The sequence below is a fragment of the Actinacidiphila sp. bgisy160 genome (genome assembly GCF_965342435.1).
Taxonomy (GTDB): domain Bacteria; phylum Actinomycetota; class Actinomycetes; order Streptomycetales; family Streptomycetaceae; genus Actinacidiphila.
Genome location: NZ_CBDRCM010000043.1, coordinates 37,864 through 59,995, shown reverse-complemented (window position 1 = coordinate 59,995; position 22,132 = coordinate 37,864). Strand labels below are relative to the sequence as shown.

Annotated in this window: 16 protein-coding genes; 9 read left to right on the top strand and 7 right to left on the bottom strand. The window is 74.8% G+C overall.

What is annotated here, in order from left to right; translation table 11 throughout:
• Positions 1-13: 13 nt before the first annotated feature.
• Positions 14-709, bottom strand: a complete 696-nt coding sequence (gene grpE, locus ACRWNP_RS27535) for a nucleotide exchange factor GrpE (protein ID WP_431965935.1) — start codon at positions 707-709, stop codon at positions 14-16.
• Positions 706-2,574, bottom strand: a complete 1,869-nt coding sequence (gene dnaK / locus ACRWNP_RS27530) for a molecular chaperone DnaK (protein ID WP_431965933.1) — start codon at positions 2,572-2,574, stop codon at positions 706-708. Before dnaK ends, grpE begins: the two co-directional genes overlap by 4 nt.
• A gap of 146 nt (positions 2,575-2,720) precedes the next feature.
• On the opposite strand from dnaK, the gene ACRWNP_RS27525 reads away from it, so the two are divergent.
• Together ACRWNP_RS27525 and ACRWNP_RS27520 are read left to right on the top strand one after the other, a co-directional pair.
• Entirely contained in the window at positions 2,721-3,566 is an 846-nt protein-coding gene (locus ACRWNP_RS27525; RefSeq protein ID WP_431965931.1) for an NUDIX domain-containing protein, read from the top strand.
• Positions 3,567-3,618: 52 nt separating this feature from the next.
• Positions 3,619-4,149 carry an O-acetyl-ADP-ribose deacetylase gene (locus tag ACRWNP_RS27520; RefSeq protein WP_431965929.1) on the top strand — a complete coding sequence of 177 codons (531 nt, stop codon included), beginning with the start codon at positions 3,619-3,621 and terminating at the stop codon, positions 4,147-4,149.
• A 96-nt stretch (positions 4,150-4,245) separates the two neighbouring features.
• Here the strand turns inward: ACRWNP_RS27520 and ACRWNP_RS27515 are convergent, their stop codons facing one another.
• From ACRWNP_RS27515 to ACRWNP_RS27505, 3 genes are all read right to left on the bottom strand, one after another.
• Positions 4,246-5,781 carry an ATP-dependent DNA ligase gene (locus tag ACRWNP_RS27515; protein WP_431965927.1) on the bottom strand — a complete coding sequence of 512 codons (1,536 nt, stop codon included), beginning with the start codon at positions 5,779-5,781 and terminating at the stop codon, positions 4,246-4,248.
• A gap of 243 nt (positions 5,782-6,024) precedes the next feature.
• Entirely contained in the window at positions 6,025-7,161 is a 1,137-nt protein-coding gene (locus ACRWNP_RS27510) for a site-2 protease family protein (RefSeq protein WP_431965925.1), read from the bottom strand.
• A 17-nt stretch (positions 7,162-7,178) separates the two neighbouring features.
• Positions 7,179-8,123 (bottom strand): AraC family transcriptional regulator, encoded by a 945-nt coding sequence (locus tag ACRWNP_RS27505; RefSeq protein ID WP_431965923.1) that lies wholly within the window; start codon positions 8,121-8,123, stop codon positions 7,179-7,181.
• Between the two features lie 195 nt (positions 8,124-8,318).
• On the opposite strand from ACRWNP_RS27505, the gene ACRWNP_RS27500 reads away from it, so the two are divergent.
• The 4 genes from ACRWNP_RS27500 (at position 8,319) to ACRWNP_RS27485 (ending at position 12,527) form a co-directional block, all read left to right on the top strand.
• Positions 8,319-9,680, top strand: coding sequence for an NAD(P)/FAD-dependent oxidoreductase (locus tag ACRWNP_RS27500; RefSeq protein WP_431965922.1), 1,362 nt, complete (start codon positions 8,319-8,321; stop codon positions 9,678-9,680).
• A gap of 107 nt (positions 9,681-9,787) precedes the next feature.
• A complete protein-coding gene (locus ACRWNP_RS27495) occupies positions 9,788-10,426 on the top strand; it encodes a GNAT family N-acetyltransferase (protein WP_431965920.1) in 639 nt (212 codons plus the stop codon).
• Positions 10,427-10,636: 210 nt separating this feature from the next.
• On the top strand, positions 10,637-11,065 hold the full coding sequence (locus ACRWNP_RS27490) for a PPOX class F420-dependent oxidoreductase (RefSeq protein WP_431965918.1): 429 nt from the start codon (positions 10,637-10,639) through the stop codon (positions 11,063-11,065).
• A gap of 295 nt (positions 11,066-11,360) precedes the next feature.
• Positions 11,361-12,527 carry an MBL fold metallo-hydrolase gene (locus ACRWNP_RS27485; protein ID WP_431965916.1) on the top strand — a complete coding sequence of 389 codons (1,167 nt, stop codon included), beginning with the start codon at positions 11,361-11,363 and terminating at the stop codon, positions 12,525-12,527.
• Between the two features lie 134 nt (positions 12,528-12,661).
• Here ACRWNP_RS27485 and ACRWNP_RS27480 read toward each other — a convergent pair whose 3' ends face one another.
• A complete protein-coding gene (locus ACRWNP_RS27480; RefSeq protein ID WP_431965914.1) occupies positions 12,662-14,533 on the bottom strand; it encodes a hypothetical protein in 1,872 nt (623 codons plus the stop codon).
• 158 nt (positions 14,534-14,691) lie between these two features.
• Entirely contained in the window at positions 14,692-14,946 is a 255-nt protein-coding gene (locus tag ACRWNP_RS27475) for a hypothetical protein (RefSeq protein ID WP_431965912.1), read from the bottom strand.
• 188 nt (positions 14,947-15,134) lie between these two features.
• Here ACRWNP_RS27475 and ACRWNP_RS27470 point away from each other — a divergent pair, with 188 nt between their 5' ends.
• From ACRWNP_RS27470 to ACRWNP_RS27460, 3 genes are read left to right on the top strand one after another with little or no spacing between them, the layout of a single operon-like run.
• Complete coding sequence (locus tag ACRWNP_RS27470) at positions 15,135-15,989, top strand: DUF4132 domain-containing protein (protein ID WP_431965910.1); 855 nt, start codon at positions 15,135-15,137, stop codon at positions 15,987-15,989.
• The gene (locus ACRWNP_RS27465) at positions 15,986-20,965 is read left to right on the top strand and encodes a hypothetical protein (RefSeq protein ID WP_431965908.1); all 4,980 of its coding nucleotides are present in this window, start codon (positions 15,986-15,988) and stop codon (positions 20,963-20,965) included. The genes ACRWNP_RS27470 and ACRWNP_RS27465 overlap by 4 nt, the downstream gene beginning before the upstream one ends.
• The gene (locus ACRWNP_RS27460) at positions 20,962-22,131 is read left to right on the top strand and encodes an ATP-binding protein (protein WP_431965906.1); all 1,170 of its coding nucleotides are present in this window, start codon (positions 20,962-20,964) and stop codon (positions 22,129-22,131) included. Before ACRWNP_RS27465 ends, ACRWNP_RS27460 begins: the two co-directional genes overlap by 4 nt.
• Position 22,132 lies beyond the last annotated feature (1 nt).

Here is a 22,132-nt window from a genome sequence, read left to right as displayed (position 1 = left end):
CGGACCGTCGCGCTCAGGCCTCGCCCGGCTGCCAGTCCGGCCACTCGCCGGGGTGGTCGGCCCAGTGGACCTGATCGGGATCCGACACGTCGATGTCCGGGAAGGTCCGGCGCACCCGCAGCTCGAACTCCTCCCGTTCCAGCTGCTCCCACCCCACGCCCTGGATGTGCACCCGGCGGTAACGGTGGTCGGCCCCGAGCGGGGCGACGTCGACCTTGTGGGTTGTCTCCATGCCTCCAGGGTGCACCCGGGCCGGTGCCCCCGCAGGTCCGGTGACCACCACCTCCGCCGGGCGCAGCAGGTGCGCGCCGACCCGGTAGCCCGGCCGTACGACCGCGCCGCAGACGAGGCGGTCCGCGCCACAGGCGCACGACGAGCCGACCGCCTCGTGGCGTGCCGGGTCGAAGGGCTCGCCCGGCGTGCCGAACGACCGCAGGCCGAGCTCCGCCAGCCGCGTCTCCAGCACCTCGACCACGGCACGGAAACCACCGGTCACCTCACCCAGCTCCCGCGCCCGGTCGACGGCGTCCAGCACCGGCAGCAGCCCGTGCAGCACATTCGCGACGGCGATCTCCCGCACCGCCAGCCGGTCGCGGTGCACGCGCTTGCGGTAGTTGTCGTACTCGGCCTTGAGCCGCTGCAGGTCCGCCGTGCGTTCGACGAGCCGTGCCCGCAGCTCGCCGCCCGGAGGCGGACCGGTGCGGTTCACGCCGTGCCTCCCTCCCGCTTGTCGTCGTCGACGATCTCGGCGTCCACGACGTCCTCGTCGCCCTCGGGCTGCGCCGCGTGCGGGGCCTCGCCCTCGCCCGAGGCGGACCGCTCCGCCTGGGCCTGGGCGTACATCGCCGTCCCGATCTTCTGGGCCGAGGCGGTCAGCCGCTCGGTCGCCCGGCGGATACCGGCGAAGTCCTCGCCCTTCAGCTGCTCCTTCAGCTCCGCCACCGCCGACTCGACCTCCGACTTCAGCTCGCCCGGGACCTTGTCGGGGTTGTCCCGCAGCAGCTTCTCGGTGGAGTAGACGAGGCTCTCCGCGTTGTTGCGTGTCTCGGCCTCCTCGCGGCGCTTGTGGTCCTCCTCCGCGTACTGCTCGGCCTCGCGCATCATGCGGTCGATGTCGCTCTTCGGCAGCCCGGAGCCGCCGGTCACGGTCATCTTCTGTTCCTTGCCCGTGCCGAGGTCCTTCGCCGTGACGTGCATGATGCCGTTGGCATCGATGTCGAAGGAGACCTCGATCTGCGGGATGCCGCGCGGCGCCGGCGGCAGGCCGGTCAGCTCGAACACGCCCAGCTTCTTGTTGTACGCCGCGATCTCGCGTTCGCCCTGGTAGACCTGGATCTGCACCGACGGCTGGTTGTCCTCGGCCGTGGTGAAGATCTCCGAGCGCCTCGTGGGAATGGTCGTGTTGCGCTCGATCAGCTTGGTCATGATGCCGCCCTTGGTCTCGATGCCGAGGGACAGCGGGGTGACGTCCAGCAGCAGGACGTCCTTGACCTCGCCCTTGAGCACCCCCGCCTGCAGGCTCGCGCCGATCGCCACGACCTCGTCGGGGTTGACACCCTTGTGCGGTTCCTTGCCGGTCAGCGACTTCACCAGCTCCGTCACCGCCGGCATCCGCGTCGAACCGCCCACCAGGATGACGTGGTCGACGTCGGCGACGTTGATCCGCGCGTCCTTCACCGCCTGGTGGAAGGGGCCCTTGCAGCGCTCCAGCAGGTCCGCGGTCAGCTGCTGGAACTGGGCGCGGGTGAGTTTCTCGTCCAGATGCAGCGGGCCCTCGGCGGACGCCGTGATGTAGGGCAGGTTGATCGTCGTCTCGGTGGACGAGGACAGCTCGATCTTCGCCCGCTCGGCCGCCTCGCGCAGCCGCTGCAGCGCCATCTTGTCCTTGCCGAGGTCCAGCCCGTACGCGTTCTTGAAGCGCTCCACGAGGTGGTCGACGATCCGCTGGTCCCAGTCGTCGCCGCCCAGCTCCGTGTCCCCGTTGGTGGCCTTGACCTCCACCACTCCCTCGCCGATGTCCAGCAGGGAGACGTCGAAGGTGCCGCCACCCAGGTCGAAGACGAGGATCGTCTGGTCGTTCTCCTTGTCCAGGCCGTAGGCCAGGGCCGCCGCCGTGGGCTCGTTGATGATCCGCAGCACGTTCAGGCCGGCGATCTCCCCGGCCTCCTTGGTCGCGGTGCGCTGGACGTCGTCGAAGTACGCGGGCACGGTGATCACCGCGTCCGTCACGTCCTCGCCCAGGTACGTCTCCGCGTCCCGCTTCAGTTTCTGCAGCACCCGGGCCGAGATCTCCTGCGCCGTGTAGCGCTTGCCGTCGATGGCGCCGGAATCGGGGAACCGCCAGTCGGGGTCGCCCATGTGCCGCTTGACCGAGCGGGCGGTCCGCTCCACGTTGGTCACGGCCTGGCGCTTGGCGATCTCGCCGACGAGTACCTCGCCGCCCTTGCTGAAGGCCACCACCGAAGGCGTGGTCCGCGCACCCTCCGTGTTGGTGATGACGGTGGGCTCACCGCCCTCCAGCGCGCAGACCACCGAGTTGGTGGTGCCGAGGTCAATACCGACCGGACGTGTCATGTCAGCTCGCCTCCTCCCCTCCAGGGTGCGACGCGCGGGGGCCGACCACCAGACGGCCGCCGCCGCGACCCGCGGCGGCGGACCGCCGGACACTGTCCCGGAATAATCACGGGGCCCGTACAGCGGGCGCTGCTAGCGTCGGCGGGATGTCCTCACTGCATGCGGGAGTGATCCTCTTCCACGACCAACGCCTCGTCGTACACAGCGACTTGAGTCTGCCGCGGGCCCCCGTCCCGTCGCGCGGCGACCCCGCCGAGACCGCCCGCGCGGCTGCCCGCGACCTCCTCGGCGTCGAGGTCAGGACCGACGCCCGGCCCTGTCTGGAGGTGCGCGCCACCGGTGGCACCCAGCTGTACTACCGGGCCGCCGCACCACTGCCGTCCGGGCCCGCGCCCGCCCGGCTGCTCAGCCGGTCCGAGGCCCTGCACCTGCCGCTCGCGCCCTGGACGGCGTGGGAGGCCATCCTGCGCTCCTGGGACGGCCCGCCCTGGTGGCGGGGCCGTCTCGTGCTGGAGGACCCGCTCGGCCGGCCGCCCAAGCGGACCCGGGCCGGCGCGGTGATCATCCGCGACGGGCGGATGCTGCTCATCCGCTACCGGCACCGGCGCGGGGACTACTACGAGATCCCCGGCGGCGGTGTGGAGCCGGGGGAGACCCCCGAGGCGGCCGTGCTGCGCGAGCTCGCGGAGGAGACCGGCCTGAGCGGCACCGTCGGGCCGGAGATAGCCCGGGTGGACCGGGTCCAGCGCGGTTCGCACCCCGGGCACTACTTCCTCGTCGAGGCACACGGCGAGGTCGGCCCCCGCTCCTCCCTCGACCTGGAGAAGACCGCGACCCCCGGCTGGGTCCCGGTCGAGGACCTGCGGCACCTGCCGCTGTGGCCCAAACGGCTGGGCTGGCGCATCGCGCACTGGCACCGCGAGGGCTGGCCGGAAAGCCCCGCCGAGTTCTGCGACTCGCTGATCGACCTGCGGGTACCCTGCGACTGGTGACCCCGCGGGAACGGCCGGGCGGCCGGCCGGCCGCGGTGGCAGGATCGCCGGTATGGCACGCATCACCCTCGTCCGGGGCGACATCACGCAGCAGTCCGTCGACGCCGTCGTCAACGCCGCCAACTCCTCGCTGCTCGGGGGCGGCGGCGTCGACGGCGCCATCCACCGCCGCGGGGGCCCGGAGATCCTCGAGGAGTGCCGTGCGCTGCGCGCCTCGCGGTACGGGCGCGGCCTGCCGACCGGGCAGGCCGTCGCCACCACCGCCGGCCGGCTCCCCGCCCGCTGGGTGATCCACACCGTCGGCCCGGTGCACAGCGCCGGCGAGGACCGCTCCGGGCTGCTCGCCTCCTGCCACCGGGAGGCACTGCGCGTCGCCGACGAGGTCGGCGCGAGGACGGTCGCCTTTCCCGCGATCTCCACGGGCGTATACCGATGGCCCGTCGAGGACGCCGCGCGCATCGCCGTCGCCACCGTGCAGGCCACGGACACCGGGGTCGAGGAGGTCCGCTTCGTCCTCTTCGACGAGGCGGCCTACGGCGCGTTCGCGGCGCGACTGCCCGAGGGAGGGCACGGCGAGCAGTGATCCCGGCTTCCGGGCGGAACTCTTGGTCACCGGCCCGGCGGCCCGGCGGCCCCGGCGCGGTCACCCCGACCGCGCCGGGTCCGCCGCCCCCGCCGCTCAGCGGCGCAGTGCCAGCACCGTCTCGACGGTGTCCGCCTCGGCGGCCGTCTTGTCCTCGCGGTAGCGCAGGACGCGGGCGAAGCGGAGCGTGACGCCCGCCGGGTAGCGGGAGGAGCGCTGGAGGCCGTCGAAGGCGACCTCCACGACGAGTTCCGGGCGGACATGGACCGTCCACCCGTCGTCGCTGACGGCAAGTTCCCGCAGGCGCCCGGTCTGCCAGGCGAGCATGGCGTCGGTCAGCCCCTTGAAGGTCTTGCCCAGCATCGCGAAGGTGCCGTCGGGGTGGCGGGCACCGAGGTGGAGGTTGGACAGCCTGCCGGTGCGCCGGCCGTGGCCCCATTCGGCGGCCAGGACGACCAGGTCGAGGGTGTGCACCGGTTTGACCTTGAGCCAGGCCGCCCCGCGCCGCCCGGCGCTGTACGGGGCGTCGAGCGCCTTGGCCACGATCCCCTCGTGGCCCTGTTCCAGCACCTGGTCCGCGAAGTCGCGGGCCGCCCGCCGGGTGGCCGCGTCGCCCGGATCCGCGGCCACCAGCCGGCGTACCCGGCGCGGCGCGGGGGCGACCCGGGCCAGTTCCTCGTGGCGCTCGGCGGTGGACAGGTCCAGCAGGTCGCGGCCGTCGACCGACAGCAGGTCGAAGAAGACCGGTGCCACGGGCAGCGTCGCGCGCGCGGCCGCGACGTCCAGGCGCGAGCCCACCCGGGAGGAGGTCTCCTGGAAGGCGCGGGGACGCCCGTCCTCGCCGAAGGAGATGACCTCACCGTCGAGTACGGCCTCGGTCACGGCCAACTCCCGTGCCGCCGCGACGACTTCCGGCAGCCGGCCGGTGATCTCGTCCAGCGTGCGGGTGTACACGCGCACGTCCTCGTCCTTGCGGTGCACCTGGACGCGGATGCCGTCCAGCTTCTCCTCCAGCGCGCACGGGCCCAGCCGGTCCAGGGCCTCGTCCACGTCCTTCGCGGTCTGCGCGAGCATCGGCTGCACCGGCGTCCCCACCTCCAGCCGGAACGCCGCGAGCGCCTGCGGCCCTCCGGACAGCAGCGCTTGCGCGACGGCGCCGAGCGAACCGCCCAGCATCACCGCGCGGCGCACGTCCGGCGGGGACGCCCCCGCCGCCACGGCGAGCCCTTCGACCGCGAGCGCGTCGAGCGCCCCCTGCCGCAGTTCCCCGCCGATCAGCCCCAGCAGGAAAGCCTGTTCCTCCTCCGTCGCCGCGCCCATCAGCTCCGCCACCAGTCGCTTGCGTTCGGCCGCCGCCCCCTTGCCGGTGACCGCCGCGATCCGGTCGAGCGTCCCGTGCACCTCGCGCACCGTCAGCCGGGGCTCCGGCGCGGGCTCCCGCCGCTCCCGTAGGGTGCTCCAGCCCACCCCGGTGCGCCGCTGGGGGAGCCTGCCCGCCAGGTACGTGATCACCACGGGCGCGTCGTCGGGCTCCGCGGTACGCAGCAGCCGGGCCAGCGCCGCCACCTTCTCCGACCGGGCGGACGTCGCCGCCACCTGCCGGGACGTACGGGCGAGCTCCGCGAGCAGCATGGCTCCATCCTGGACCGCTGGCGCGCCGCGCGCAGCCGTGGGGCGGGGCAGGTCGTCCGGGCGGGAGCCGTCCGCCGCCGGCGGCGCAAGGGTTGGCGGGTTCCTCCGGCGAGCGGGTGGTGGTCCGGGGCGATGGGCCCGCGATGTCGTGAACGCGTACGTCGTTGCGGCGCCCGGTCCTGTCCGACGCCGGCGGGCGCGGCCGTGCGCGGCCGTGGGCGACCGCGGGGCGGGGCGGTTCGTTCAGGCGGGGGGTCGTCCGCCGGTCAGGCGGCGGTGCTGGACGATGCGCGAGATGTCGTCGCCGGTGACGATGCCGATGGGGCGGCCGCCGTCGACGACGATGACGCGGACGCCGCCGGCGCCGGGGCGGAGGCGGTCGAGGGCGTCGTTGACGGGTTCCTCCGCCGTGCCGGTGGTGGTCTGGGACAGCGGGACGGCGATGTCGCGCACCCGCACCTCGTCGCGGCGCTCCACCGGGACCGACGTCAGCCGGCGCACCTGCAGCACCCCGCTGAGGCGGCCGTCGAAGTCGACGAGGGGCAGGGCGGAGTGGCGGGCGTTCACGGCGACCTCGTCGATGAAGCGGTCCACGGGCAGCCAGTCGGGGCCGGTCACGACGGGCGCGGACATGGCGTCCGCGAGCCGCACCCCGCGCAAGGCGGCGTTGATGACCGCGCGCTGACGCTCGGCGCCCGCGGTGAGGGCCATGAAGAGGCCGACCAGGGCGAGCCAGAGTCCGCTGGGCACGCCGCGCGCGAAGGCGAGCCAGCCGGCCACCACGAAGAGGAAGCCGAGGACCTGCCCGCCGCGCCCGGCGACCCGGTCCGCGCGGTCGCGGTCCCCGGTCCGCCACCACAGCAACGCCTGCAGCACGCGGCCGCCGTCCAAGGGCGCGGCGGGCAGCAGGTTGAAGACACCGAGCAGCAGATTCGCCCAGCCAAGCCAGGTCAGCAACGCCCCCGGCACCGTGCGGTGGGCCGCCGCGTCGATGCCGATGCCCGCGCCGAGCGCGGCGCCGCCGATGACCAGGCTCGTCAGCGGGCCGCTGACCGCCACCAGGAAGGCCGCTCCCGCGGAGCCGGGCCGCCCCATGCGTGTCATGCCGCCCATGGCCCACAAGGTGACGTCCTCGACCGACAGGTGCTCGCGCCGGGCCGTCGCCGCGTGGGCGACCTCGTGCGCGAGCAGGCTCGCCATGAGCAGGACCGCGCCCGCGGCCGCGGCGACCGTGTAGACGGTCGCCGACAGGCCCGGGACCCAGGCGGGCAGGGTCTCGCGGCCGAGTCCGTAGGCGAGCAGCACAACGAGGACGGGGACGCTCCAGTGCATCCGGAGCGGAACCCCGAACACGCGTCCGACCTGGACCGAACCGTTCATGACTCCTCTCTCCAGTGTCACCCCACCCGGACCGCGCCGACGCGGTGCTCCTGGGGGCTCACCCCCCGCACCCGCTTGAAGGCGGCGCTCAGCGCGAAGGGGCTGCCGTAGCCGACCCGGCGGGCGACCGCCCCGAGCGTGGCGTCCGGCTCGAGGAGCAGATCCGCGGCGAGCGCCAGCCGCCAGCCGGTCAGGTAGGCCATCGGGGGTTCGCCCACGAGCTCGCCGAACCGCCGGGCCAGCGCGGCCCGCGACACACCCGCCTCGGCGGCGAGCCCGGCCACCGTCCACGGGTGGGCCGGGTTGTTCTGCAGCAGCCGCAGCGCCCGGCCCACCACGGGGTCGGCGAAGGCCCGGTACCAGGCGGGGGCCGCCTCCCCGCGCCGGGCGAACCATGTCCGCAGAACGGAGATCAGCAGCAGGTCCAGCAGCCGGTCCAGCACCGCCTCCTGACCAGGCTCGTCCTTGACGATCTCCTCGGCCAGCAGCGGCGGCAGCGGGCTCTCCCACTCGTCCGCCGGGAGCATCAGCAGCGGCGGCAGCGCGTCCAGCAGCCGCCGGCCCACCGCGCCGTCCACCTGGTAGGTGCCGACCAGCATGACGTCGCCGCCGTCGGCCCGGTTGCCCCAGGTCCGCACCCCCAGCGCCATGGCGTCGGCCAGGTCGTGGCCGTCCGCGGTGCGGCACACCCCGCCGGGCAGGACCCAGGCGTGCGGCGGCGTGGAGGGGAGGTCGGCGACCGTGTAGGGCACGGGGCCGCGCGCCACGGCCACGTCCCCGGGGCGCAACCGCACCGGCGCGCCCTCCTCGGGCACGATCCACGCCCCGCCGCGCGCGACCGTCATCACGCACAGCGGTGCCCGGTCCTCGATCCGCAGCGACCACGGCGTTTCCATGACCATGCGCAGCAGGAAGGCACCCCGCGCGCGGGGTCCGTCGAGCAAACCCGACAGTGCGTCCATGCCGTCAGCTTAGACGTCCGCATCACGTTGGGTAATTGTCCGGATCTCACGCGTCACTTCCGCGGCGCCCACGGGTCCCGGGGCGGGCGCCCGCCCGGCCCGGGACCGACCCGGCCGCCCGGGGGCCGTGTTGACCGTCACGTCCGCGGCCCGGAAGGCTGGGCCCGGGTGGGTCGGCCGACACGGGGAGCGCGCATGGGCGGCAGGAACGCGGTGGTGATCGGCGGCGGCCTGGCGGGGACGCTGGCGGTACGGGCGCTGCTGGGACACACCGAACGGATCACGGTGGTCGAGCGCGACCGCTACCCGCAGCGCCCGGAGTTCCGCAAGGGCGTACCGCAGGCGCGGCACCTGCACATCTTCGTCACCGCGGGCCAGGAGGCCCTGGACGAACTCCTCCCCGGCACCTGCGCCGAACTCGCGGCGGCCGGCGCCCGCACGCTGGAGATCCCGCGCGACCTGCTCACCTGCGGGGCGACCGGCTGGCAGATCCGCTTCCACGAGGGCCGCCACCGGTTCATGAGCTGCACCCGTCCCCTGCTCGACCACGTCGTGCGCCGCCGCGTCCTCGCCGCGGCCGCGGAGTCCGGCACCGAGGTGGAGATCCTCGAGGCCACCGAGGCCGTCGCCCTGCTCGGCTCCGCGCAGAGGGTCACCGGCGTCCGGGTACGCGGCCGCGGGGAACGGCGCGGGGAGCGGGAGATCCCCGCGACCCTGGTGGTGGACGCCGCGGGGCGCGCGTCGAGGGCACCGCGCTGGCTGGCGGAACTGGGCCGGCCGGCGCCGCGAGAGGAGACCGTCGACGCGGGGCTGCAGTACGCCACGCGCGCGCTGCGGCTGCCCACGCCGCCGGATGCCGCGGTCTACATCCCCTACCGCAGGGACAACTTCGCGGGCGGCGGACTGCTCCCGGTCGAGGACGGCACATGGCTGCTGACGGTCTCGGGGATCGGCGGGCTCGCGGCCCCGTCCTCCGAGGCCGAGTTCGCAGCCTTCACCGGCCGGCTGGTCCATCCGTACCTCCACGAACTGGTCGCCGGGGCCGAGCCGCTCTCGCCGGTCCACGGATCCCGCGAGACCTCGAACCGGCGCCGCCACTACCACGCGCCCGGCGGCGTGCCCGAGGGCTTCGTCGCGACCGGCGACGCCGCCTGCTCCTTCAACCCCGTGTACGGGCAGGGCATGGCGGTCGCCGCGCTCGGCGCGCTCGCCCTGCGCCGCGTCCTGGACGAACGGGGCGGTCCGCGGCCGGGGTTCGCGCCCGTCGCCCAGCGCGCCCTGGCCCGGGCCGCCGACGCCGCGTGGATGATGGCGGCCGGCGCGGACCGGCCTTACGCCGAGGCGGGGAAGGCCACCGCCCCCGCCCTGTCCCAGCGTGTGCAGGGCTGGTACTTCGAACGGTTCCTCGCCCGGGCCGCGGTCGACCCCGTCGTGGGCGCCGTCTACCGGGACGTCGTCACCCTCACCGCGCCGCCGGCCAGGATGTTCTCCCCGGCTGTGGCGCTGCGCACGGTCCTGCTGCCGCGCCGTCCCGCTTTGGCCGATCCCCCGCGGTAGGCCGCCGGGCTCACGGGCGGTGATGGCGTCGGCGACCCGTTCGGGCTCGTCGGCCCGGTGCGCCGCAGGGGTTGTGGGAGCGCTCCCATGAGGTGCATCATGCCCGCATGACCCCACGCGCCGTGATCCGCCCGTACCGCCCGGAGGACCGGGCCGCCGTCTACGACATCTGCGTGCGCACCGGCCACGAGGGCGGGGACGCACGGCACCTCTACGCCGACCACGATCTGCTGCCGGACAACTTCGCGGGCCCCTACGCCCACCTCGAGCCCGAACTCGCCTTCGTCGTCGACGACGGCACGCGCGCCGTCGGCTACATCGTCGGCACCGCGGACACCGCCGCCTTCGTGCGGCGCTTCCGCGCCGAGTGGCTGCCCCGCCTCGAGCACCGCCATCCGAAGCCGTCCGGGCCGCCGGTCACACCGGACGAGCTGATGGCGGACCTCCTGCACCGCCCCGAGCGCATGATCGTGCCCGAACTCGCCGGGTACCCCGCGCACCTGCACATCGACCTGCTGCCCGAGTACCAGCGGCGCGGCTACGGACGGGAGCTGATGGAGCGTCTCCTGTCCGCCCTCGCCGCTCAGGGCGTCGGCGCCGTCCACCTCGGCATGGTGACCGCCAACACCGCGGCCCGCGCCTTCTACGACCGGATGGGCTTCCGCGAACTTCCCGTCCCGGACCCCGGCCCCCTGACGTACCTGGGACGCGGGACGTCGTCCGCGGCGGCGCCGGCCAGGGGATGAGAGGGCGTCGCACGAGGGTCCCCGGTCCCGAGGCCGGGCGGGAGCGCGCCGCTGACCAGGTGGGCTCGGATTCTCGGTGGTGCCCCAGCCGTCACAAGCCCGACGACGAGGTGACCGTCACCCGGGCCGGCGGAGCCACCCACGGGGCCCGGCTGACCACGGCGGACGCGATCGTGGAATCCTCGCTCGCCAACGGTCGTTGAGGCTGCCATGAGCGACAAAGACCTCCTGCGCCTGCTCGCCGACACCAACGGGGGCGTGCTCGTCACCCTCAAGCGTGACGGCCGTCCCCAGCTGTCCAACGTCAACCACCACTACGACCCGGACACCAGGGTGCTGCGGGTCTCCCTCACCGACGACCGGGCCAAGACCCGCAACCTCCGGCGCGACCCCCGGGCGAGCTACCACGTCACCACGGCCGACCGCTGGGCGTGGACCGTCGCGGAGGGCACGGCCGAGCTCACACCCGTCGCGGCGGAGCGGGACGACGCGACCGTCGAGGAGCTCATCGACCTCTACCGGGCCGTGCAGGGTGAGCACCCCGACTGGGACGACTACCGCCGGGCCATGGTCGAGGACAAGCGCCTGGTGCTGAAGCTCCACGTCGAGCGGGCGTACGGCCAGCCCCGCCACGGGTAGCGGCCTTCCGGGCGCCGTCCCGCCGTCCGTCCGCACCCGCTGGGGCGGGCGGCGCCCGGCCCGCGGCAATGGCACCATCGAAAGTGCGGCGCGGCGATCTCCCGGACCGGCGAACTGCCTGGTCAAGGCAGTGCCGCCGGTCATGGGCGGAATCCGGCGGGCCGCCGCCGGCCGATCCCACGAAGGGGAGCGGAACCGGAATGACCGGTGTAGGAGTTGTCGCTGTACATACTGGTTCTGCCGGGGCCCGGACGGCTCACGGCACGTTCGTGACCGCCGACCAACGGGAGGTGCCGTGTCCGGCTCCAGTCCGAAGCGTTCCCTGCTCTCCAGCCTCATCCCCGCATTCGGTGACAACCCCTACGGGGAGAGGATGGAGCGCATCCGGCGGTCGCCGAACTTCGCCGACGGGGTGTTCACCAACCCCGTCGGCGCACGTACGGCGCCCTCCGGATCGATGCTGCGGTTCGCCCGGACGTACTTCCGCAAGGAGGAGCGGGTCCGCAGGGCCCCGGTCGGGGACATCCCGCTGCACACCACGACCCTCGCCGACCTCGCCGCCCCGCCCGCCTCGGGCCTGCGGCTCACCTGGATGGGCCACTCCACCGTCTGGGCCGAGATCGACGGGCGCCGCGTCCTGTTCGACCCCGTCTGGGGCGAGCGGTGCTCCCCGTTCTCCTTCGTCGGTCCCAAGCGCCTCCACCAGCCGCCGGTACCGCTGAAAGAGCTGGGCGAGGCCGACGCGATCGTCATCTCCCACGACCACTACGACCACCTCGACATGCCCACGGTCAAGGCGCTCGCCGGGTCAGGAACCCGCTTCGTCGTGCCGCTGGGCGTCGGCGCCCACCTGGAACGCTGGGGCGTCCCCGCGGACCGCATGACCGAACTGGACTGGCACGAGTCGACGCAGGCCGCCGGGCTGACCCTCACGGCGACGCCGGCGCGGCACTTCTGCGGCCGGGCGATCCGCAACACCCAGCACACCCTGTGGGCGTCCTGGGTCGTCGCGGGGCCCGAGCACCGCGTCTACCACAGCGGCGACACGGGGTACTTCCCCGGTTTCGCGGAGATCGGGGAGACGTACGGACCGTTCGACGCCACCATGGTGCAGATCGGCGCCTACAGTGACTTCTGGCCGGACATCCACATGACCCCCGAGGAGGGCGTCCGCGCCCACCAGGACCTGCGCGGCGGGCTGATGCTCCCCATCCACTGGGGCACGTTCAACCTGGCGCCGCACCCCTGGGAGGAGCCCGCCGAGGGCACCGTCGCGGCGGCGGGCGCGGTAGGGGCCCGGGTCGCCGTACCGCGCCCCGGCGAGCCCTTCGAGCCCACGGCCGGGCTGCCGCTCGACCCCTGGTGGCGGGCGATCGCGCACGGGGCCGCCACCCGCACCTGGCCCGCCCTCACCGACGACACGCGGCCGGCCGCCCCGCAGCCGGACAGCGCCCCGGCCTGAGCGGGCAGGGGGCGGGGCGCCCAGCGCGCCCGCCCCTTCCGCCGCGGGCCGTCAGCTCCCGCCCGCCACCTAACACCTGCCGCCTCGCCGCCTCGCCGCCTCGCCGCCTCGCCGTCGGCGCGGCGGCCGGTACCTCACGGGTGCGCGGCGGTCGCCCCCTCGGTCACGTCGATGCCCGTGAACCGGGCCCAGTTTCGGCCGATCTCGCCCCAGCCCGTCACCGGCTCGCCGTCCAGGCGGCCGGTGAACAGCGGGAGCAGGTCGCTATCGCGTTCCGCCCACGCCGCGGAGAACTGACTGCGCGTCACCCGGAGACTGGTGTTGAGCTGGACGACGGCCGCCCGGGCACAGTCCTCGCGCCATTCGTCGTCCGCCCAGGCGGCGGAGCCGACGGGGGGCCGCGCGGCCAGCGCCAGACTGAGGAAGCACGCGGCGTTGTAGTTGACGAGGTATCCGGCGGCGGCCCGGTTGGAACCGCGGTGCCGGGGTGCGGAACCGGCGATGCCCGCCCGGCGGTGGGCGTCCCCGCCCGCGTGGTCCGCGCCGTCACGGTGGTCTGCGTAGAGCAGGCGGCACAGCCCCCAGTCGGGCCCGCCCCACAGCCGGGCCCAGCGCGCCCAGCCCCCGGTGACCTCCCTCGCCACGTCGCGGAACGCGGTCCGCAGCTCGTCCGGACCGGGCGAGCCGTTCTCGCGCAGCACCTCGGCAGCGCTGGCGATCCGCACCGCCCCGCGGAAGGAGCGGCGGCGGGTGCGCAGGGAGGGGCGCGGCCGCTCCATGGCCCACCACTGCCGCCAGTATCGGCGCTCCCCGAGGTTGCGGCGCCCGGGGAGCCAGGTGCGGGTGTACCGGCGCAGGATGGCGCGCCGCGACAGGCGGCCGAGCAGCAGCCGCAGGTGCTCCCGCGAACCGGGTTCGCCGCGTCTTGCCCGCTCCTGCCTGAGCGCCGGGTGGCGGCTTTCCTCGGCGCGGGCGATGGAGAGCCGGTAGGCCGTCTCGAGGTGCTCCGGCCACAGCCGGACGCAGTACTGGTAGATCTCCACGGCCTGCCGGATGTGGTCGCCGGGCTCGGCGACGCCGGGGAACTGGCTCATCAGTTCCAGGACGCCCGCCTGGTGCAGCCGGACCGTGAGGTTGCCCGGAACCAGAGCCGCGGCCTTGTCGAAATGCTTCAGGGCCTCCTCGTACCTGGCCCGTTCGCGCGCCACGTCCCGGTGCTTGTTCGCGGCCAGCGCCTCCTCCTGCGCCTTGGTGCCCATGCGGTACCAGTGGTACGCGTCGGGGTCGTCGCCCCAGCTCTCCCAGCGCGGGATGCGGTCCTGCGAGCGCGGGTCGGCGAGGATCTTGACGGTGCAGTAGCAGGCGACGCGCTCGTACAGCTCCCGGTCGGCGCCGCGCCTGCCCCCGTCCGTCGCGCCGGGCTCCGGCGCGCCGGCCTCCATGATGGCCGCGGCCACCACCGTGTTCTTCGGCATGTACAGGATCCGCACCGAGAACCGGGTCGGCTGGTCGCCCGTCGACAGGCAGTGCAGCATCACGTGGTACGCACGGGGCCGGAAGAAGGCCAGGCGCTTCATCACGTCCACCCAGCCGTGCGGTGAGGAGGCGGTCTCGGGCGCGGGATCGGGCCCGATGGTCGTGCCGCTGCCGGGGGTCAGGACGTTCGGCCCGAGGGCGTCGGCGGCCATGTGCTCCGTGATGTACGCGGCCAGCTCGGCGGTGGCCGCGGACTCCTGGCCCTGGTCGGGCCCGCCCGGCCCGGCGCCGCGGTGGCCGTTGCCGTGACCGCCGAGCAGACCGCGGTCCTCGCACACCACCACCGGCAGCAGCCGGTTGCCGCGGTGGCGGCGCAGCAGCCCGGAACCCAGCCGTACCAGGCCGATGAACACGGCGACCGCGAAGATGCCGAGCACCCACACGGCGGTGCCCCCGGACTGCTCCCAGAACCCCTGAGGCCACGGTCCGCCCTCCCCGGCGGCCGCGGGCGCGGTGACGACCGTCCCCATGGCACATCCCCCCGACACATCCCCTTTGCGCACTCTTGTGGAGATCCCCACAACCGGAGATCGCCAAGCCCGTGCCGGGGTGGCGAATCGTCAACTCCCCGTCATCAGGGGGGCGCTGTGCGACGCGCTGGACGGATCGCGCCGAAGGGGGGCCACCTTCAGGCGGGAGGGGCGACCAGCGCGTCGGACTGCCCGGCCCGGCCCGCCGCCATCGCCTCGACCGACTTGCGCGCCGCGTCGAAGCACACCGGCTCCGCCGGCACGCCCAGCCGGGCGCCCGGCTCACGCGCGCTGTCGACGGTGACACCGCCGGGGGATTGCGCGGTGCCGTGCGCCGGCAGCGGGTTGCCCAGGTTGACCGACGCCCGCAGGACGCCCGTCGGCGCCGGATCCTTCACGACAGCAGCAGTCACGGTGCGCACGGTCCGGAGTCCAGGCCCCGCAGGCCCGCCATCCCCGGCGGCCCGGCACGGCCCCGCCGGCGCCCGCCTCCGTGGTTCCGGTTGCGGCCCGGCACCTTGTCAACAAGGAGACGGGGGCGTTGTCAGTGGCCTCGCCTACTGTTCCGGTGACTTGATCACGGCGTTGCAGGGAGGCACGCATGGGGTGGGTCACGGCGGGCGACTACGAAATCGCCCTCGACGGTGGGAAGGTCGTGTGCCGCAACGCGGCCGGCCGCCGGCTGAAGTCGGTGCCGGCCAAGCTGGCGGACGACCCGGCGGTGACGGGACTGCGGCAGCTCGCCGAGTGGCTGGAACGGCACGAACGCCAGTGCCTGACCGACGTCGAGCGCTGGATGGTGCGTTCGCTTCCCGTGCCCCTGGCCGTGATCGGCCGCGTGTGGCCCGACCCGGCCTGGCGGACGGCCCTGCGCGACCTCGTCGTCACCGGGGAGGACGGACAGGTCGCCGGCTTCCTGCGGGACGCCGACGCCGAGCGCGGCCTCGGCCTGGTCGACCTCGACGGCGACACCGTGCGCATCGCCCCGGACATGGTCCGCATCCCGCACCCGGTCCTTCTCGACGACCTTGAGGAGCTGCGGGAGTTCGCCGTCGAACTGGGTGTGGAGCAGAAGGCGCGGCAACTCTTCCGTGAGGTGTGGCAGCGGTCCGCCGGGCTCGACCCCGAGGGCACCCTCGTCGAGGAGTACGCGGGCGGCACCTTCAAGGAGCTGCGCTTCCTGCACGGCCGCGCCACCTCCCTCGGGTACCGGGTGCGCGGCGGGCACTCCGTCTGCCCGGTGCTGGAGGACGGCCGCGCGGTCGAGGCCCGTATCTGGATCGGCGACCACGACGGCTGGAGCGAGACCGAGACCGGGCCCCTGTCCTGGACCGACACCGCCGGCAAGACCCTGACGCTCGGCCAGGTCGGCCCCGTCGCCTGGTCGGAGGGCATGCGCATGGCGGCCGCGCTCTACGCGGGACGCGACATCGAGGACGAGGAGCAGGCGGCATGACCACCTACGACCCCACCACCACGGCCGCGCTGCTCGACGCGGGCGCCGTGCTGCCGCCCGGCACCAGCGCCCGCGAGGACGCCGACACCCTCACCGCCCGCACCTACAGCCACCCCGTGCTGGACGGCCGGCGCGTCGTCCGGCTCGTGCCCGGCACCCTCGGCGAGGCCGAGGACCTCGCCCTGGACTTCCTCGGCCTGACCCGCGAGGGCGAGGCCCCCGAGGTCGGCCAGGTCCGCCGGGAGACCCTCGGCTTCCCCGCCTGGGCCCTGGTCAACGACCCGGCCAACGGCCACCACGCGCTCGCCCTGGTCAAGGAGGTCGAGCGGCTCGCCAGGATGGCCAAGTCCCGTGCCGGCGCCGCCAAGGACGGCTTCGAAGCGCTCGCCGAGCGCCTGGGCCGCGCGGTCCCGCACTTCCTGCCCACCTTCCACGAGCAGGCGGCCCGCGCCTTCCTCCAGCACGAGAACACCGCGTACGCTGCGGCCTTCTTCGGCAAGGCCCGCGCCGCCGAGCGCGTCCACGGCCTCGCCGTCGACGAGGACCGGCAGCGCGCCGTCTTCCTGGAGTTCGCCTTCGCCGGCGCCCTCACCGTCAAGGCCCTCAAGGAGCACGTCAAGGATCTGGCGCGGCGGCTGGACCCGGCCGAGGCCTGGCGCCAGTTCCGCCGGCTGATCGTGGAACGCTGCGCCGCCGGGATGCCCCCGTACGCGTCGCTGCCGCAGGACGCCAGGAGCCTGATCAAGGCCGCCGGCCTGAACCGGGTCACCGAGGAGTGCGCCCTGCTCGCCGACCTCGTCGCCTCGCCCGCCGTCGTCCGCGCCCCCGGCTCCTTCTGGACCGCCTACCGCGCCACCCTCGCCGTCCTCGCCGAGCGCGAACCGGCCGTCCGCGCACGGCTGCTGGAGATCATGCCGACCGGACTCGGCCGCGACGCCGAGGGCGACGAGTTCTGGCTCGCCGTGCTCGCCGAGACCGGCGCCGACACCGTGCTCACCGGCGAGGCGGGGGAGGCCGCGCAGGCCGTCGACGCCGCGGACTGGCTCAGCCGCTGGGCCTCCCACCGCAAACACGGCTCCGCGAGCTCCGACCTCTCCCCGGCCACCCTCGATCTCGTCGCCCGCATGGCGCCGCGCCTTCGGGCCGACGGCAGGCCCGTCGACCTCTTCACGGGCCGCTGGCACGCCGGCGCCGAACTCGACCTGCTCGACCTGTGCGCCGCGGAGCGCGTGCCGCTGTCCGTGCCCGCCGAGAACGTCGCCGTACACCTGCCGCTCCACCGGTGGCTGAGCTCCACCGACCCCGCCCGCCGCGATCTGGCCGCCACCGCCGCCGACCCGCGCCTGCGGCGCCTGCTGCACAAGGCGATCGGCAACCTCGGCGAGGACCGGGGGCTGCCCGGCGTACTGGAGGCCCTGGCCGCGCACCCGGTGCTCGGCGCCATCCTGCGCGAGTGGCTGGACGAGGCCGCCGGGCAGTTCACCCACGCCACCGGTCTGCCCGCCGCCCGGAAGGCCTTCGCACGGCTGCGCCCGTTCCGCCCCGTCGCGGCCCGGGTCAACCCCGGAGCCGTGGCCCGCGTCGCCGCGCACGAGATCGCGCCGCTGCTCGGCCGCACACTCCGCGAGGGCGTTCTCGACGAACTGGGCTGGCCCGCCCTCGACGAGGGCCTGCGCCTGCTCGACGCGGCGGTCGCCAAGAACAAGGACAACACCCTGGCCGTGTCCGAAGCCTGGCCCGCGCTGATCCTCGCCCGCGGGGACAAGGCCGTCGTCGTCGGGCCCGACAAGGTGCTGCTCGCCCACGACCTGCGCATCCCCGTCGAACTCGACCGCTGGAACCGCCCCCACTTCCGCTGGGCCGACGGCGAACTGCTCGTCATGTGGCGGCAGGAGGACAAGCAGTTCGGCTACTGGTCCGCCCGCCCCTCCGAGGTGTTCACCCTCGGCGGCGAGCAGCTTCCGCACTGGTGGCACGGCCACGTCGCCGCCCCGTCGATCCCGCTGCCCGGCGGCGGGCGCGCCACCGGCGGCCGCACCCTGCACGCCGGTGACACCGTGCTGCCGCCCGGCCGCCCCGTCCTCGGCGACGGCACCGCCCTGTGGCGCCAGGGCAAGCAGGGCCGCGACGACGTGTGGCTGGAGTACGACCCGGCCACCGGCACCCACGGCCGCGCCTCACTGCCGGCCTTCCTCCGCTCCGGCATCCGCGACGGCGCGCGACTCAGCCAGGAGGACTGCGAGGTCCTGCCGCTGCAGCCCGGCCTCGAGCAGAGCCCCTTCGGCACCGACGGCACCGTCCTCGGCCGCTGGGTCCGCGTCGAGGGCGAGGGCGGGCAGTCCCGCACCGTCACCGGCACGCCCGACGGGCGCACCGTCGCGCTCCCCACCAGGAGCCATGGGTGGGCACGCTGTGTCCCGCTCGGCGCGCTGCGGCTCCCCGGCGGGGCCGAGCCCGTCGTGGCGCTCACCCACCAGAAGGTGTCGTTGTACGCGGCGGGCGACGCCACCTGCGACGACGAACTGGGCAGCGTCGCGTTCGCCGAGCAGGGCGGCGAGTTCGCCGCCGGCACGCGCTACGTGCCGCCGCTCGCTTTCTGGCACGCCCTGCGCCCGCGTGACGAGGGGGCCTCGGCGGTGCTTCGCGCCCTCACCGACGAGCAGGCCGCCGAGCTGATGCGCGTCACCGCCCAAGCCCTGGCGGAACACCACGCCGAAGTCAGCCGGACCAAGACGTACACCGGCCCGTCGGCGGAGACCGTCGCGCGGGCGGCCGTCGCGGGCACCCTCCCCGCGCTCACGGACGCACGGCTGCTCATCGGCGTCACCGCCCTCGTCCGGGGCACACTGCGCCACGCCGGGTCCGTCGCCTCCTTCGTCGCCCCTCCCGACGACACGCCGCGGCAGTCGCTGCGCCGCACCGAGGGCATGTTCGCCGACTACAAGCCGCCGCACGGCGACGACGGCACCCTGCGCTCCGCCCTGGACGGCATCGCCGGCCGGCGCGGCTACTGGTGGAACGGCACCACCCAGTGGAGCGCGCTGCAACAGATCCGGGCGGTCAACCACGTCCTGTCCGGCAAGGAAGCGGACGGCAAGCCACTGCCGGAGTCGGCCGGACTCGGTGCCACGGGCGGCGGCTGGAGCAGCGACGCGTACACCGTCCCCGGCATCGGCATGGTGTGGCTGTCCGCCCTGCCCGTGCTGCGGCCGCTCGCCTACCGGGCCGCGGCGCCCGCCCTCGCACCGGAGGCACGCGAGGCGCTCCTGCTGTTCTTCGACGCCATCAGCGAGGGCCCGCTGGCGGTACCCGGGAGCGGGCTCCGCGAGATTGTCCTCGTCGAGAAGCACGGCAAGCAGCAGCGCGCCGGCCAGGTTCTGCGCAAGGGCGGACGCACCGTCGTGATCCTCGGCTGCCAGAGCGTCGACGGCGACCGCGGCCGCGTCCACTGGCTCGCCCTCGACCACGACCCCACCGGGGTGTTCGGCGCCGTCGCCCACTTCAGCCTGGAGGACGAGACGGACCACGCGCCGGCCTTCCCCGCCGAGCGGCTCGCCGCCGTCACCCGCCTCGTCCGCGACAAGGGCCCCGCGCCCTGGCGCGCCGACGCCCCCGCCGCGCTCGCGGCAGCCACCGGCGGCGGCCTCGGCCCCGTCCAGGCGACGCTGCTCGTGGCCGGGCGACCGGAGGAACCGGGCGCCGAGGCGCTGGCCCTCATGGAACTGAAGCCACGCCAGAAGGACTTCGGCGACGGCATGCTGGAGTCGGTCTCCCGGGACGACCGCGCCGCCCTCATCGGGTCCCTGCTCCCCGACGAGCCCGCCGACCTGTGGACCCGCGGCCCCGACACGGCCGCAGCCGGCCGCCTCTGGCAGGAACGCCTCGGCTCCGCCGTGCGCCTGCCGGAGGACGTCGCCGCCGAACTCGCCGGGGTCACCGCCGCGTCCGCCGAAGCCGTGCTCAACCCCGCCCTGACGCCCTGGCTGAGCCGCACCACCGTGCAGCGCCCCGGCAAGGACGGCGAGCTCGTCCCCGCCGACCCGTCCGCGCTGCCCGGACGGCACGACATCACCAGTTCCGTCGCCACGCTCGCCGGACTCGCCTACGGGCTGCCGTACGGCCATCCGCTGCGCGCCGCCCTCCCCGAGGGCCTGGCCGCGCTGCGGCGGCGGATCGCCGACCCCGGCCTGCTGCTCGACCTCGACGTCGCCTGGACGGAGAAGGGCGGCCCCACCGCCGTCCAGATCCGCAAGGCCTACGGGCTGACCGCCGCCGGGGCCGGCACCCACGGCCTGACCCAGGTGGGCGACGCGCTCGTGCTCCGCCCCTGGTACAGCGACACCGAGGCGGTGCTCGTCCGCCCCGCCGGGCTGACCGGGTCCGAGGACCCCGTCCTCGGTCTCCTCGAGGGGCTCGTCGGCGTCCACCGCGGCGGCGGCGTGCAGGCGCTGCGCGCCGTGCTGGGCGGCGAACTCGCCCGGGCCGTCACGGCGGGCGGTGACCCCGGCGCGCCCGCAGGTCACGCCCAGGACCCCACGGTCACCGTGCCCGACCTGGTCACCGAGGTCGCCGCGGCCCACGGCCTGAGCGAGGACGCCGCCGGGCTCTACCTCCAGCTGCTCGCGCTGCCCGACCCCACGGACCGCAACTGCGCCCGCTGGACGGGCTGGAAGCCCACCCGCATGAGGAAGGCCCGAGCCGAACTGGCCGCGACCCCCCTCGTCGTCGAGGCCAAGCGCCCCCGCGCCGGCCGCACCCTCTTCCTGCCCTGCGGCTGGCGCGACCTCAAGGCCCCCGCCCTCCCCGTGGAGACCTGGAAGGAAAACCTCTACCCCGTCCGCCACCACGCCCGCGTCGTGCCGATGCTGCCCGTGCCCGAGCTGTTCGCCCGCGCCTGGGAACGCGTCCGCGCCGGCGACGCCCCCGCCTTCGAAGAACTCACCACCCGTGCCACCCGGAAGGGCCGCCGCCGATGACCACCACCGCCCCCGCCCCCGCCGCGCGGCAGATCACCCCGCCCGAGGACCGGTACGCCACCGAACTCGCCTTCCTCGCCGCCCACGACGGCGGACCCCGCCCGCCCGCCTGGCGGCTCACCCCGCGCGCCGTCGTCACTTTCGTCATGGGCAGCGACGGGCAGGTCCTGCGTCTGCCCGACGACGCCGAGGTCCCCGAGGGCGTGCCGCGCCGGCTCGTCGTCGAGGCCAAGTTCGTCGGCGACCGCGCCCTGGTGGAACGGTGCGTCGTCACCCTCGCCGGGGAACGCGGCCTGCTCCTCGTCGGCGAACCCGGCACCGCCAAGTCGATGCTCTCCGAGCTTTTGTCCGCCGCGGTCTGCGGCACCAGCGGGCTCGTCGTCCAGGGCACCGCAGGCACCACAGAGGACCAGCTCAAGTACGGCTGGAACTACGCCCTGCTGCTCGCCCAGGGCCCCAGCCGGCAGGCGCTCGTCCCCTCACCCGTGCTCACCGCCATGACGCGCGGCGCCATCGCCCGCGTCGAGGAGGTCACCCGCTGCCTGCCCGAGGTGCAGGACTCCCTGGTCTCCCTGCTCTCCGAACGGCGCATCGCCGTCCCCGAACTCGCCGGCGGCGACGACGCCCTGGCGCACGCGGCGCCCGGCTTCAACCTGATCGCCACCGCCAACCTCCGCGACAAGGGAGTCTCCGAGATGTCCGCCGCCCTCAAGCGGCGCTTCAACTTCGAGACCGTCGGCCCCATCGACGACCTCGACGCCGAGACCGCGCTCGTGCGCAGCCAGTCCCGCGCCGCCGTCGAACGGGCGGGCGCCCCGTACCAGGTCGACGACGCCGTCCTGGAGGCGCTCGTCACCGCCTTCCGCGACCTGCGCGAGGGCCGCTCCGCCGAGGGCTGGGAGGTGGAGCGGCCCTCCACGGTGATGAGCACCGCGGAGGCCGTCGCGGTCGCCGGCGCGCTCGCCCTGGCCGCCGCGTACTTCCCCGGCGACCGGGACGTGCTCGGCCTGCTCCCCGGCCATCTCCTGGGCGTCGTACGCAAGGACGACCCGGCCGACGCCGCCCGGCTGCTCGGCTACTGGGACGGCCCCGTCCGGCGCCGCGCCGAGCAGGGCTCCCCGACCTGGCGCACCCTGTGGGAGCTGCGCGCCGTCCTGGAAGGCTGAG